Origin of the sequence: Nakamurella sp. A5-74 (assembly GCF_040438885.1) — a bacterium.
Classification (GTDB): domain Bacteria; phylum Actinomycetota; class Actinomycetes; order Mycobacteriales; family Nakamurellaceae; genus Nakamurella.
In genome coordinates, this window is sequence record NZ_CP159218.1 from 4,607,987 (window position 1) to 4,622,442 (window position 14,456).

Sequence of the window (14,456 nt, forward strand, 5' to 3'; positions counted from 1 at the left end):
CGATCTGACGCGGTCGGCGCTGTGACTCCGTCCCGCTGACCCGTCCCCGCTGCGCGCCTGCCACGGGGACACCCCCGAAAGGCCCTCCCCGTGCGTGCTCTGCTCCGTCGTGTCCCCTTCGCTGCCCAGGTGCTGCTCGCCCTGGTACTCGGCGTCCTCATCGGGCTGGTCGCCCGGTCCATCGGCCCGGTCGCCGACGGCACCCCGAACTGGTTGACCACCACCCTCAAGACCATCGGCTCGACGTTCGTCAGCCTGCTCCGGGTGATCGTGATCCCGTTGATCATCACCGCCGTGATCGCCAGCATCGCCAACCTGCAGAAGGTCGGCAACGCGGCGCGGCTGGCCGGCAAGACGTTGCTGTGGTTCGCCGGCACCGCTCTGATCGCTGTATTGATCGGCATCGGTCTCGGGCTGGTGTTCCGGCCGGGCGACCACACCTCGGTGGCCGCCGACGCGGCGACGACGGTCGGCACCCAGGGCTCGTGGTGGGACTTCCTGCTCGGCCTCGTGCCGTCCAACTTCCTGGGGCTCGAGGCCTCGACGTCCGGCTCCGCCGACTCCGGGTTCGACACCTCGCTGTCGTTCAACGTGCTGCAGCTGTTGGTGATCGCGGTGGCGATCGGTATCGCCGCCCTCAAGGTCGGCCCCGCCGCGAAGCCGTTCCTGGACTTCAACGCCGCGCTGCTGGCCATCGTGCAGAAGGTGCTCTGGTGGATCATCCGACTGGCCCCGATCGGCACCCTCGGCCTGATCGCCACCGCCACCGCCAGCTACGGCTGGAACTCCCTCGCCAGCCTGGGCGTCTTCACCATCGCCGTCTATGTCGGCCTGGCCCTCGTGTTGTTCGTCGTCTACCCGATCCTGTTGCGGGTCAACGGGCTGTCGCCGCGCAAGTTCTTCGCCGGTGCCTGGCCAGCGATCCAGCTGGGGTTCGTCTCGCGCTCCTCGATCGGCACCCTGCCGGTGACCGAGCGGGTGACGGTCGACAACCTCGGCGTCCCGCGGGAGTACGCGAGCTTCGCGGTGCCGCTGGGCGCCACCACCAAGATGGACGGCTGTGCGGCGATCTATCCGGCACTGTCGGCGATCTTCGTCGCGCAGTTCTTCAACATCGACCTGTCGTTCGGTGACTACCTGCTGATCGTGCTGGTCTCGGTGGTCGGCTCGGCGGCGACCGCCGGTGTGACCGGCGCCGTCGTCATGCTGACGCTCACCCTGTCGACGCTGGGGCTGCCGCTGGCCGGCGTCGGTCTGCTGCTGGCCATCGACCCCATCCTCGACATGGGCCGCACCGCGGTGAACGTCGCCGGTCAGGCGCTCATCCCGACCATCGTGGCGAAGCGGGAGAACCTTTTGGACGAAAGGACATACGACTCGGCCAGCACCGTCGATCCGTTCGCCGAGAAGAAGGAACCGGTCACCATCTGACGGGCTCGCTGATTGCCGACGGGGTCTCGACTCGTTCGTTCCTCACTCGCTCGACCAGCGAGGGTTTTCGATGTCCGGCACGGTCCGTCGTACCGGCATCGACCTCGGGCTGGCTCCCTCGGACGGCAGTGGTGCGCCACGACATCTGCTCCGGGCAGACAGATCGGACACAGCGGGACCTTTGTTCTGGTCCACCTCCGGTCTGATCGTCACCCAGCACCAGCGCGCACCGTTGCTGGGCGCGTGGAAGATCAGCGGATGAGTACGGCGGGCGACCAGCGACGGTTCGAGATCACTCCGGCAGCTCGTGCACCTGTGAGCTGCCGGTGACCCGGGCGATGGCGCGCATCTTGTTGGCAGCGTCGAGCGCGGCGACCTTGTACGACTCGGCCAGCGTCGGGTAGTTGAAGACCGCGTCGACCAGGTAGTCGACGGTGCCGTCGAGGCCCATCACGGTCTGGCCGATGTGCACCAGCTCGGTGGCGTTGCTGCCGAAGACGTGCACCCCCAACAACTTCCGGGTCTCGGCGTGCACGAGCAGCTTGAGCATCCCGTAGGAGTCGCCCAGGATCGCGCCCCGCGCGAGCTCCCGGTACCGGGCCACGCCCACCTCGAACGGCACGTTCTCGGCGGTCAGGTCGTCCTCGCTGCGGCCGACGTAGCTCACCTCGGGGATCGTGTAGATGCCGATCGGCTGCACCTCGACCTCCTGGCTGATCCCCACCGGCTCACCGAAGGCGTGGTAGGCGGCGCGACGACCCTGTTCCATCGACGTCGCGGCCAGCGCCGGGAAGCCGATCACGTCGCCGACGGCGTAGATGTGTTCCACCGAGGTCCGGAAGTGCTCGTCGACATCGATCCGGCCGCGGTCGGCGGCGGTGAGGCCCGCCGCCTCCAGGTTCAGCCCGTCCGTCACCCCCTGACGTCCCGCGGAGTAGAGCACCGTGTCCGCCGGGATCTTCTTGCCGGACTCCAGGATCGTCAGCGTGCCGCCCTGGTGCCGCTCGACCATCCGCACGCTCTCGGAGAACCGGAAGGTGACGGCATGATCGCGCAGCTGGTACTGCAGGGCCTCGATGATCTCCCGGTCGCAGAAGTCGAGCATCGAGGCACGCTTCTCCACGACCGTCACCTTCGTGCCGAGGGCGGCGAACATCGAGGCGTACTCGATGCCGATCACCCCGGCCCCGACCACCACCATCGAGTTGGGCACCGATTCGAGGTTGAGGATCTGGTCGGAGTCCACGATGGTCCTGCCGTCGAAGTCGACGCTCGGTGGCCGGGCCGGCTTGGTGCCGACCGCGATGACGATCTTGTCGGCCGACAGCAGCCGCTGGTTGCCGGTGCCGTCGTCCACCACCAGCTCGTGCGGACCGGAGAACTTCGCGAGGCCCGGGATCAGCGCAACCTTGTTGCGGGACAACTGGTTCCGGATGACGTCGATCTCCCGATCGATGACGTGCTGGGTCCGCGCCGACAGGTCGCCGACGGTGATGTCGTCCTTGACGCGGTACGACTGGCCATAGAGCTCGCGTTGCGTCATCCCGGTGAGGTAGAGCACCGCCTCGCGCATGGTCTTGCTCGGGATCGTGCCGGTGTTGATGCACACCCCGCCGACCATGTCGCGTCGCTCCACCACCGCCGCATGCTTGCCGAGTTTGGCAGCGGCGATGGCTGCCTTCTGACCGGCCGGGCCGGACCCGATGACGAGAAGGTCGAAGTGTTCCACTCCGGCAGTGTGGTCGATGCCCCCCTCCGCGGGTAGGCCCGGGGTGAACATCTCGTGACGCGGAGCAGACCGGCACCCTGCGACCATCGGTCAATGGCCCGCCCCGGAGAACCGTCACCTCAGGCGAGGACGAAGTAGCGCAGCCACAGGTAGGGCGCTGCCACGACCACCGTCACCACGGTGACGACGACGCCCTTCCGGGTGAACTCCCAGAAGGAGATCGGGAATCCCGCGCGGGCGGCGATCCCGAGCATCACGACGTTGGCGCTGGCCCCCACAGCGGTCATGTTGCCGCCGAAGTCAGCGCCCGCAGCGAGCGCCCACCAGAGCGCGTCGGAACGCGCAGGGTCGGCGATGTCCTGGGTCAGGGCGAGCACCAGCGGACTCATGGTTGCGACGTAGGGGATGTTGTCGATCACTCCGGACAGCACGGCCGAGACGACCAGGATCAGCATCACCGCCAGCAGCGCATTGCCGCCGGTGGCGTTCGCTGCGGCCTCGGCCAGCTGTCCGATGACCCCGGTCTTCACCAGGGCACCGATCATGATGAACAGGCCGGCGAAGAACAGCAGGGTCTCCCACTCGACCGCAACCAGGTACTGGTCGGGACGGGTCTGCGAGATCAGCACCAGTAGGCCGGCGCCCAGCAGGGCCACCACCGACGGCTCGACATGGATGAGCGAATGGCTGACGAATCCGGCGAAGACCAGCGCCAGCACGATGCCGCTCTTGATCAGCAGGCCGCGATCGCGGATGGCCTCCCGCTCGTTCAGCGTCATCACACCAGCGACCCGCTCGGGATCGACGTCGAAGGAACCCTTGAACAGTCGCGGCAGGATCAGCGTGAAGACGACCAGCTCGATCACGACGATCGGCGCCATGTTGACCAGGAAATCGTTGAAGGTGAAGCCGGAGCGACTGCCGATGATGATGTTGGGTGGGTCGCCGATGAGGGTGGCAGCGCCGCCGATGTTGGAGGCGAAGACCTCGGCGAGCAGGAACGGAACGGGCTTGATGTCGAGACGATCGCAGACCAGCAGCGTCACCGGGGCGATCAGCAGTACCGTGGTCACGTTGTCCAGGAACGCGGATGCGACGGCGGTGATCAGCACCAGCAGGATCATGATGTTGCGCGGAGAACCCCGGGCGCGCTTCACCGCCCAGATCGCGACGTACTCGAACACCCCCGTCCGGCGCAGCACGCCGACGATGATCATCATGCCGAGCAGCAAAAAGATGACGTTCCAGTCGATGCCGGTGTCCGCCGAGTAGAACGCGTCCTCGGCGCCGACCACCCCGATGGCCAGCACGACACCTGCGCCGCCCAGCGCGGCAGCCATCTTGGGGATCTTCTCGGTGGCGATGAAGGCATACGCGACGACGAAAACCGCGATGGCGATCCCGCTCATCGGGCACAGCCCTCCCCGTCGGTGGTCAGTGGTGGTCCAGGGCGATCTCGAGCAACCGGGACGCAGTCACCACGCCCGCCAGCCGCCGCCCCTGCATGACCGCGACCATCGGACAGCGCATCCTGGCCATCACGGCCGCCACCTCCACCAATGTGTCGTCGATCTCGACGCGGGGCAGCTCGGGTGTCTGCCGGGGGAGCAGGGACCGTACCGAACGTCCCGCCAAGCGGTCAGCCAGGTGGTCGGACATCGACTCGTCCAGTACACCCGCGAGCGACGGGTCGTCCTGGACATAGCTCGGCACCAGGAACTGCACCACCTCTGACGCCGGCAGCAGAGCCACCGGCACCCCGTCGGTGTCGATCACCACCAGTCCGGGCAGGCGACGCTCGGCCAACAGCCGGGCAGCCTGCAGCGCATCGGAGTCCTGGCCGACGACCGGGAACTCCTCGAACATCTCGGCGGCTCGCATGCATCCACGCTAGGCGGCGATCGACCCGCGCGCTTCTCCGGGTCACCAGGTTCTCGCCTCGGGTGCCACCGATCTACGGACAGCGTCGCACCGCGGTTCCGCGTCGATCGTCGTCGACCTGTAGAAACAAGACCGACCTGTAGAACCGACACCGACGATCTGCCCTCCTGCACCGCGAGGGACGACAGAACCGGGAGCGAGCGTGGACGAGCGGAACCCTCCGGCGGGATCCGACCGCGGCTGGGCCGATCATCGCCACCGCGACGTCTCCGGCGGCTGGCTCCGGCCGACGGTCTTCGGCGCTGTCGACGGTCTCGTCACCAACGCCTCGCTGATCGCCGGGGTCGGTGGTGTCGGCGTCTCGGCCCACACCATCGTGCTGACCGGGCTGGCCGGGTTGGTCGCCGGCGCCTTCTCGATGGGCACCGGTGAGTACATCTCGGTGACGAACCAGAACGAGCTAGTGCAGGCCGAGGTCGCGGTGGAGAAGCGGATGCACGAGCAGTTCCCGGACGCCGAGAGGGCCGAGCTGGCGGAACGGTTCGAGTCCTACGGCGCAGACCGGCAGACCGCGCAGCGGATGTCGGAAGCGGTCTCCTCCGATGCCGACAAGGCGCTGCAGTTCCATGCCAGGGAGGAGCTGGGCGTCGACCCTGACGACCTGCCGTCGCCGCTGCTGGCCGGGAGCGCCAGCTTGGTCGCCTTCTCGCTCGGCGCCGTCCTGCCGCTGCTGCCCTACCTGCTCGGCGTCGCCTGGCTCTGGCTCGCCATGCTGATCGCCGGCGTTGCGCTGCTGGTCGGCGGCATGGTGGTCGGCAGGCTGACGGGGCGCTCGCTGCTGCGCGCCGGGGTCCGCCAACTGCTGCTCGGCGCCCTCGCAGTCGTCGTCACCTTCGGGGTCGGACAGCTGATCGGAATTTCGGTCGCCTGAGCCCTCCGGTATCAGGGGGTGACCGCGCCGCGCCGCCGGATCACCAACAGCCGACCCACCAGGCCGACCACCATGACCGACGAACCGGCGACGATCGACGACCAGGGCAGCGTCGCCACCAGCACGCAGCACCCGACGAGCCCGAGGACGTGCAGCCCACGGGGCCAGCGTCGCTGGTCAGCCGGCTGGGTGAGGGCCGAGGCGTTGGCGATCGCGTAGTAGACGAGCACGCCGAAGGACGAGAAGCCGATGGCACCCCGCAGGTCGGCGGTCAGCACGATCGCCGAGACCACCACGGCCAGGGCCACCTCGGCGTGCTGCGGGACCAGGAACCGCGGGTGGACGACGGCCAGCCACCCGGGAAGATCACCTTCGCGCGCCATCGCCAGGCTCGTCCGGCCGATCCCGGTGAGCAACGCCAGCAGAGCACCCAGACCGGCAGCGACGGCGCCGATCCGGACGACCCAGCCGAACCCACCGCCGCCGACAGCTCCGAGCGCTGCCGTCAACGGGGCATCGGCCGACGCCAGGCGCTCCGGGCCGGCCGCCAGCAGCGCGGCCCCGCCGACCACCAGGTAGACCACTACCGCGATCCCGAGCGCGATCGGGATCGCGCGGGGCAGGGTGCGCGCCGGATCACGGACCTCCTCACCCATCGTGGCGATCCGTGCGTACCCGGCGAAGGCGAAGAACAACAGTCCGGCCGACTGCAGGATCCCGTGCACCCCGCCCGATCCCAGTGCGGACCACTCCTCCGGGCGCAGTGACGCGTCCCGGGAGCCGACCGCGATGACCAACACCACCGTCGCCAGCGCCGTCAGGGAGACGGTCACGAGCACCCGGGTCAGCGTCACCGTGCGGGTCACCCCGCGGCAGTTCAACGCGGCCAGGCCCAGCACGGCGAGCACCGCGACCGCCCGCTGCAGCCACCACGGCCCCGGGACCGCATAGGCGGCGACGGTCAACGCCATCGCCGCACACGACGCGGTCTTGCCGATCACGAATCCCCAGCCGGCGGTGAAACCCCACCAGGACCCCAGTCGTTCCCGTCCGTAGACGTACGTGCCGCCCGAGACCGGGTACACCGCGGCGAGCTGCGCCGAGGCGGTGGCGTTGCAGAAGGCGATCACCGCGGCGATGAGCAGACCGACCAGCAGTCCCGTTCCCGCTGCCGCGGCCGCCGGGCCGAACACGGCGAACACACCGGCACCGATCATCGATCCGAGTCCGATGACGACAGCGTCACCGACCCCGAGCTTGCGATCCAGCGCCCCGCTCGACGCGCTCATCGCCCACCCGGTCCCGTGAGGAGCTCCCGGACGCCACCGGATACCGCTCGAGCCACTGTGTCTCCTGCGTGCGGTGGTGTCGGTCGGGTCGTGGATCCGGTACCGGCCGGATCGCGCCCCTAGCATGGACCTTCCGGCATGCACGGCGCATGCCGACTCCCAGGAGGACCCGGTGCGTCCGCTCCACCTGCCCGTCGTTCGGATCGCGTCATGAGTTCCTCGCAGCCCGCTCCGCTCGTCGGCATCCGGGTCCTGGATCTCACCCAGGTCCTGGCCGGTCCGTGGGGCACCCAACTGCTGGCCGACCTGGGCGCGGACGTCATCAAGATCGAGCCTCCTGGTGGCGGCGACCAGGCCCGGCGCAGCTTCATCTCCGGGGCGGACACACAACTGGGCGCCGACAACGCCGCGTTCCGGGCGGTGAACCGGAACAAGCGCAGCGTGGTGATCGATCTGCGTTCCGAGGCCGGCCGCGCGGTGCTGCACCGGATGGCGCTCGGGGCGGACGTCGTCATCGAGAACTTCCGGCCCGGGGTGGCCGAGCGGCTCGGCATCGACGCCGCCACCCTGCACTGCATCGACCCGCGACTGATCGTGGTGTCGCTGTCCGGTTTCGGGACACCCGACCATGGCGCCGACGACTCCGATCTGGCCAGCCGGCCCGGCTTCGACCTGATCGCCCAGGCCATGAGCGGCCTGATGAGCGTCACCGGGACCACCGGCGGCGACCCGGTGAAGGTCGGGGTGCCGATCACCGATCTGACGTCGGGAATGTTCGGCGTGATCGGGCTGCTGGCGGCCCTGCGCAACCGCGACCTCACCGGCCGGGGCGATCACGTGCGGACCAGCCTCTACCAGGCGGGGCTCGCGATGCTGGTCTGGGAATCAGCCGCCTACTGGTCCACCGGTGAGGAGCCGGTGCCGACGGGTTCGGGGCATCGACTGCTGTCCCCGTACGAGGCGCTGCGCACTCGGGACAACTGGCTGGTGGTGGCGGCGAACAACGACAAGCTGTGGCGGATCCTGCTGCAGGTGCTCGATCTGGCACCCCTCGCCGGCGACCCCCGGTTCGCCACGAACGCCGATCGGCTCGCCCACCGCTCGGAGTTGGCGCACGCGCTCGAAGCACGACTGATCACCGCCGACACCGCGCACTGGACGGCGGCGCTGATCTCTGCCGGGGTACCGGCTGCCCCGGTACGAACGGTCGGCGAGGCGTTGGCCGATCCGCACACCCTGGCGCTGCAGATGGTCGGCGCCGTCGACCATCCGCTGATCGGCACCCAGCGGGTGCTGGGGGTGCCGTTCCGCTCGTCCGCCGAGTCCCGCTGGCCGGGGACCGCCGCCCCGGCCATCGGTGCACACACGCGGGAGGTACTCCTGGACAGCGGTCTCGCAGACGTCGAGATCGATGGCCTGGTCGCGGACGGGGTTGTCGAGGAGGGCCTCGTCATCACGGAGACGTGACCTCGAGCGGCTCGCTCAGGACGTGCACGGTGGTACCGCTGGCCGAACCGTCGAACGCTGGCGAAGCTGACTCCACCGCTGGCCGAACCGGTGAAGGCTGGCGACATTTCGCCAGCCTTCACCGGTTTCGCCAGCGTCGGGACGGGTGCGACAGGGAAAGCGGCAGCGGATCTCCTACGCGATCCTGTCCGGCCGGGAGGCGGCTCAGGCGTTGCGGTCCAGGAAGATCTTGAGGCCGTGCAGGTCGTCGGTGTTGAGGTAGTCGACCCCGGCCGCCCGCAATTCCGTCCACAGCGCCGCGCGGGCAGCGCCGGGGAGGTCGGGCGTGTTCCAGAACCGGACCCGGTACCCGGCTCGGTGCGCCTGCGTCACCAGGGACAGCAGCTTCGCCTTCTCGGCGGCCGGGAAGGCACCCTGACCCGTCCAGCTGAAGTTGTTCGCCCAGTTGTCGCTGACCAGCGGCATGAACGACTTGGGCAGGCCCGAGCCCAGATCGGCGAGTCGACCGTCGTAGCCGGCGAAGCGGATGCGCTGCTGCTGCATGAGCTCGAGCGGGCGGTTGCCGCTGACCACGGCCTGCACCGCGCCGGGGACGGTGTGCCGACCCACTGTCGCTGCAAAGACCAGCGGATACCGCCGCAACGCCTTCTCGATCGCGAGGTAGGTGCTGGGGCCGTCGCTCTTGATGTCGATCAGCAGCTGCAGCTGGGCACGGGATCCGGCGTACACCCGACCGTGGTTCGTCAACACCTGCCGCGCGAGCGGCTCCAGGTAGAGCGACTCCAACGTGCGTCCCGGTCGGGTGTCGGCCAGATCATGACCCACCCGTAGCTCACCGTCGATGAGGTACACGTCGGCCTCGACACTGCCGAATCCGCGTGCCAGTGCGTCCTGCAGCGGACGCAGGTGCTCGTAGTCGTTGTGCGCGTGGGCATTCGGGATGACGGTGACGGCGGGCGCACGGTGACCCGTCGGCAGCCGGAAACCGCGGGAGGCGGCCACAGTGCGCAGGATGTCGGGACGGTCGGTGATGATCCCGTCGACGCCCTTGTCGATCAACGAGTCCATCGTCGCGGGATCGTCGACGGTCCAGGGGATCACCTGCTGCCCAGCGGCATGGGCCTCGGCGACCATCTCCTGCGTGACGTACGGCCGGTAGTCGGCGTCGCCGACCTTCCCGTTCTGCGGGAACCCGTGCACCGGGGAGATCGCGTCGGCGCCGAAGGACTTCGTGGCCGCCACCAGGCTGCCGCCGAAGTCGTCGATGTCGATGCCGCCGAGCCACGGCGATCTTCCGGGCTGCCCCGTCTGCAGGAAGTCGAAGTTGGTCAGCGCGACGATCGGCAGCTGCGGGTAGACCTTGCGCATCAACATGAGTGCGCCCCAGTCGAAACTCTGGATCGTCACCTGACGGGCCAGACCGGAGGCCCGGATGGCCGCGGCGTCGACGGCGACGAACTGCTCGCGCGGGGCGGTCTCGGTGGGCGCGCCTGCCTCTACCTTGGTCTCGATGTTCAACTTCACGTCGTGGGCCCGGTACCGCTTGACGAGGTCGAAGACCTCCTTCAGCTCCGGCATCCGCGAGCCTGGATCGGCCTGCTGGCCGGGGAAGGCGGCCAGGGTCTTGGAACCGCAGTCGAGCTGGCGCACCTGGTCGAAGGTGAGCGTGTTGATGTACTTGCCCACGTAGGGGTAGTCGGGGTCGCCCGGCGTGTACGGCGCGGTGTCGACGCACTTGTCGCCCGAGATCTTCCGGTCGTGGGTGACGACCGCGCGGCCGTCCGTCGTGATCTGGGTGTCGAGCTCGAGCGTCGTCACGCCGATTTCCAGGGCCTTCGAGAACGATGCGATCGTGCTCTCGACGGTGAGGCCGAGACCGCCGCGGTGGGCCTGGATGTCGAACGTCTTCGCCGGATGCGGACGGTGCTCGGTGACTGCCGGAGCTGCCAGGGCCGGCGTCACCACGAGGGTGGACGTCACGGCGACGGCGAGCAACAGGGACGGGAACGCGCGCATGGCTTTCCTCCGGTGGTGGGCTTGGCTCAGGAGGATGTTTCCGCATCCCGGCCACCACCGCCTGACGCCCGGGTGAACGGTCGGGGCCGCGGGGTCGACATCGGCCCCCGGTCTCGGCTTTCGGACGTCACCGGCCGGCGCGGCCGGCGCCGTGCGGCACTGCCCACCGGGTCCTGCGACCCACCGGGTCGGCCGCATGCGGACCACGCTCGAGCTGATCCGAGCCGGCATCCCCGCCTAGATGTGGATCCGCTGCCAGGACGCGATCGTCGACACGTCGCCGTCCTGCACGACATCAGCGGGCCGGTTCCACACCCACAGGTAGAGCGCCGAGGACGTACCCGTGACGGTGGCCGTCGCCGCGGAGGTGTCGTCGGTCCTGGCCGCGCGCGTCGTCCCGTCCCCGAACGTGATCAGCCAGGACGGTCCGTCGGTACACCGGAGCGCGAGAACGCCGGGGTCCGCCGACGCGAACTGGGGTTCGCGGGCGAAACCGTCGACCAGTTCAGCGATCCCGTCCTGGGCGAACGCCGGATCGAACGCCTCGACACCGGGAGCGCCGAGCGCCGCCTGGACGTCAGCGCGATGGATGGCGGTCTCGTGTGCCTGCCTGCGTGCCCAGAAGTGTCGGGGATTCGGGGACCGCATCAGGGTGAACGCGGCGAGGTCGTCGTCCGCGTCCCGCAGCGTGACGACCAGCATCGAGTGAACGGCCACCAGCCAGCCGCTCAGATCCTGGTCGTCCATCACCTCGTGGAAGGCCTTGCTGCCGCCGGTCTCGTTGGTCGCCAGACCCCGGACGAGGATGTCGGTCGCCCACCGGTGCACTGCGCCGAGATGCCGGACGACGGTCCGCAGATCCCAGTCGGTCCCGGGGACGGCCGCGCTCCAGTCCGCAGCGGCGAGGCCGGCGACCAGGCGCCGGCCCTCGGACTCGAGCTGGTCGATCAGGCGGGCGACATCCATACACAGGATCGTCACATCCGGACCGCTTCACTGCGACCTCCCGGTGCTCCCGGCCGGGCTCCGGCTTCTGCGAGCGCCGGACCGCACCGAGAACGCGGCCTCCCGTCCACCCGGCGGCCACCCCGCCGTCCGGCAGGTGTCGGCGGACGCCCGTACGGTGCTCGCATGTCGAGACTCCGTCGTGCCCTGCTCACCGTGGTCGTCGGCACACTGCTCGTGCCCACCGGCGCAGGGGCGGCCGCCCCCGCGTCGGCGGCGGCCCGCCCTTCTCCCCCGCCGTCGGCGGCACTGGTCCGGGATCCGGCCGCGTATGTGGACCCGCTGATCGGCTCGGCCAACGGCGGCAACACCTATCCGGGTGCCGTCCGTCCGTTCGGGATGCTGTCGTGGAGCCCGACCACCACCCGCGGCGACCAGACCGACACCGGAGCGGCCAACGGCTACGCCTACGACGCCGCCCGGGTCCGCGGCTTCGCCCTGACCCATGTCAACGGTGCCGGCTGCAGTCCGGGCGCGGCGGGTGACATCCCCGTCATGCCGTTCGTCGGCGACGTCGCCAGCTCCCCGACGGCCGACACCACCGATGCCGTCTACGCCTCCGACTTCAGTCACGAGGACGAGGCCGCCACCCCGGGCCGCTACCGCGTCGGCCTGGCCAACGGCGCCACCGCCGACCTGAGCGCGACCACCCGCGCCGGCATCGGCCGGTTCACCTTCCCGAAGAACAAGCCGTCGTCGCTGCTGTTCCGGGTGTCCAACTCGCTGAACGGCAGCGAGGATGCCGACGTCACCATCGACCCGCAGCGCCGCACGGTCACCGGATCGGTGCTCACCGGCGCCTTCTGCGGGCGCCGCGCCAACGGCGGCGACAACAACCGCACCACCTACTACCGGCTGTACTTCACCGCGCACTTCGACCGGTCGTTCGCCGCGGTAGGCACCTGGAAGAACGACACGCTCAACGCCGGTAGCAAGCACACCAGCGGCGGCGAGGGCTACCTGACCGGTGACGCCCGCCGCGGCCGCGGATCGGGCGGCTACGTCTCCTTCGACACCCGTCGCGACCGGGACGTCACCGTGAAGGTCGGCATCTCCTACGTCAGCGCGGCCGGCGCCGAGCAGAACCTGGCCTCCGAGATCCGCCGCAGCGACACCGTCGAGCGGGTGGCCGCCGACGCCCGCCGCGACTGGTCGGACCAGTTGCGCAGCATCGAGATCGGCGGCGGCAGCGACGCCCAGCGCACCACCTTCTACACCGCGCTGTACCACTCGTTGCTGCAGCCGAACATCACCAGCGACACCGACGGCCGGTACCTGGGGAGCGACCGGCGGGTGCACCGCATCGCACGCGGTCAGCGGGCCCAGTACGGCAACTTCTCCGGCTGGGACCAGTATCGCGCCCAGACCCAACTGCTGGCATTGCTGGAACCCCGGGTGGCCGGCGACTTCGCCCAGTCGCTCTACAACCTGGCTCGGCAGAACGGCGGTGTGTGGGACCGCTGGGTGCACATCAACGGACCCACCCATGTGATGACGGGCGATCCGTCCGCACCGACGCTGGCCGGTTTCCACGCTCTTGGGGTGCGGAACTTCGACGTCCGTGGTGCGTTCGACTCGTTGGTCCGCCAGGCCACCGTCCCGCATCCCGACGGGTTGTCGGACGCCGGCTGTCCTGGTCAGTGCGAGGGCCAGCGTCCGAACCTGGCGAAGTACCTGGAGCTCGGGTACGCCCCGCAGGACGAGTGCCATTGCTGGGGCGGAGCGGCGGAGACCCTCGAGGACTCGGCGGCCGACTTCGGCCTCGCCGACTGGGCCCGCCGGATGGGCCGCACCGCCGAGTACCGGGCGTTGATGCCGCGAGCCTCGTGGTGGCGCAACACCTTCGACCCGGCGGCCGGGGGCATCGGGTACCAGCGGGCCCGCAACGCCGACGGCAGGTGGGTGACGCCGTTCGCCGCGAACTCGGATGTCGGGTTCGCCCAGGGCACCAGCGCCACGTACACCTGGATGGTGCAGCACGACGTGTCGGGGCTGGCGGCCGCCATGGGCGGGGACGCCGTCGCGGTGCGCCGGTTGGACGACTTCTTCCACCGGCCGGACGGCAGCTGGGCGACCGGCGGCGACCCACTGCGCTACGACCCGACCAACGAACCGGGCATCCACACCCCATGGCTGTACAACGCGCTCGGCACCCCGTGGAAGACCCAGGAAACCGTTCGGGCGATGGCCACCGGTGTCTACGGCACCGGACCGGCTGGGCTGCCGGGCAACGACGATCTCGGCACCATGTCGGCGTGGTACCTGTTCGCCGCGCTCGGGATGTATCCCCAGAGTCCCAGCCGCGCCGAGATGCTGCTGGCCGCACCGATGTTCCCGATCGCGCGGATCCATCGCGACGGTGGACCGACGATCGAGGTCCGTGCGCCCGAGGCATCCGCGACGAACCTGTACGTGCAGGGTGTCCGGGTCGATGGTCGGCCGACGACGCGCTCCTGGTTGCCGGCATCGGTGATGCTGCGCGGCGGACGGGTCGAGTTCAAGCTCGGATCCACGCCGAACACCGCGTGGGGCACCGGATCCGGCGACCGGCCGGTGGACAGGGTGACCACGGGCTGAGTCGCGGCAGGACCGCTGCTCAGCGGATGCGCTGCACGCTCGCCCCGGACCGGCTGGTCGGAGCTGTGGACCGCACCGTCGTCGCATGAGCAGGGTGGCCACCGAGAGCGCTCGTACCGCTCGCGGCCGC

General features: G+C 69.6%; 11 protein-coding genes. 5 read left to right on the forward strand and 6 right to left on the reverse strand.

Annotated elements, in window-relative coordinates; all coding sequences use genetic code 11:
- Positions 1 to 90: 90 nt before the first annotated feature.
- Both ABLG96_RS21210 and ABLG96_RS21215 read left to right on the forward strand, forming a co-directional pair.
- The gene (locus ABLG96_RS21210) at positions 91 to 1,431 is read left to right on the forward strand and encodes a dicarboxylate/amino acid:cation symporter (protein ID WP_353649284.1); all 1,341 of its coding nucleotides are present in this window, start codon (positions 91 to 93) and stop codon (positions 1,429 to 1,431) included.
- A gap of 70 nt (positions 1,432 to 1,501) precedes the next feature.
- A complete protein-coding gene (locus ABLG96_RS21215; protein ID WP_353649285.1) occupies positions 1,502 to 1,693 on the forward strand; it encodes a hypothetical protein in 192 nt (63 codons plus the stop codon).
- 30 nt (positions 1,694 to 1,723) lie between these two features.
- Here the strand turns inward: ABLG96_RS21215 and sthA are convergent, their stop codons facing one another.
- From sthA to ABLG96_RS21230, 3 genes are all read right to left on the reverse strand, one after another.
- Positions 1,724 to 3,160, reverse strand: a complete 1,437-nt coding sequence (gene sthA, locus ABLG96_RS21220) for a Si-specific NAD(P)(+) transhydrogenase (RefSeq protein WP_353649286.1) — start codon at positions 3,158 to 3,160, stop codon at positions 1,724 to 1,726.
- Positions 3,161 to 3,279: 119 nt separating this feature from the next.
- Positions 3,280 to 4,569 (reverse strand): ArsB/NhaD family transporter, encoded by a 1,290-nt coding sequence (locus ABLG96_RS21225; RefSeq protein WP_353649287.1) that lies wholly within the window; start codon positions 4,567 to 4,569, stop codon positions 3,280 to 3,282.
- A 25-nt stretch (positions 4,570 to 4,594) separates the two neighbouring features.
- A complete protein-coding gene (locus tag ABLG96_RS21230; protein WP_353649288.1) occupies positions 4,595 to 5,041 on the reverse strand; it encodes a CBS domain-containing protein in 447 nt (148 codons plus the stop codon).
- A 202-nt stretch (positions 5,042 to 5,243) separates the two neighbouring features.
- Here ABLG96_RS21230 and ABLG96_RS21235 point away from each other — a divergent pair, with 202 nt between their 5' ends.
- Positions 5,244 to 5,972, forward strand: coding sequence for a VIT1/CCC1 transporter family protein (locus ABLG96_RS21235; protein WP_353649289.1), 729 nt, complete (start codon positions 5,244 to 5,246; stop codon positions 5,970 to 5,972).
- A gap of 11 nt (positions 5,973 to 5,983) precedes the next feature.
- On the opposite strand, the gene ABLG96_RS21240 is transcribed toward ABLG96_RS21235, so the two are convergent.
- Complete coding sequence (locus ABLG96_RS21240) at positions 5,984 to 7,261, reverse strand: APC family permease (protein WP_353649290.1); 1,278 nt, start codon at positions 7,259 to 7,261, stop codon at positions 5,984 to 5,986.
- 210 nt (positions 7,262 to 7,471) lie between these two features.
- Between ABLG96_RS21240 and ABLG96_RS21245 the strand changes: the two genes are divergently transcribed.
- Positions 7,472 to 8,728, forward strand: a complete 1,257-nt coding sequence (locus tag ABLG96_RS21245; protein WP_353649291.1) for a CoA transferase — start codon at positions 7,472 to 7,474, stop codon at positions 8,726 to 8,728.
- Positions 8,729 to 8,932: 204 nt separating this feature from the next.
- Here ABLG96_RS21245 and ABLG96_RS21250 read toward each other — a convergent pair whose 3' ends face one another.
- Complete coding sequence (locus ABLG96_RS21250; protein WP_353649292.1) at positions 8,933 to 10,744, reverse strand: glycerophosphodiester phosphodiesterase family protein; 1,812 nt, start codon at positions 10,742 to 10,744, stop codon at positions 8,933 to 8,935.
- A 237-nt stretch (positions 10,745 to 10,981) separates the two neighbouring features.
- A complete protein-coding gene (locus tag ABLG96_RS21255; protein ID WP_353649293.1) occupies positions 10,982 to 11,710 on the reverse strand; it encodes a maleylpyruvate isomerase family mycothiol-dependent enzyme in 729 nt (242 codons plus the stop codon).
- Positions 11,711 to 11,875: 165 nt separating this feature from the next.
- Here ABLG96_RS21255 and ABLG96_RS21260 point away from each other — a divergent pair, with 165 nt between their 5' ends.
- On the forward strand, positions 11,876 to 14,326 hold the full coding sequence (locus tag ABLG96_RS21260) for a GH92 family glycosyl hydrolase (RefSeq protein ID WP_353649294.1): 2,451 nt from the start codon (positions 11,876 to 11,878) through the stop codon (positions 14,324 to 14,326).
- Positions 14,327 to 14,456: the final 130 nt, after the last annotated feature.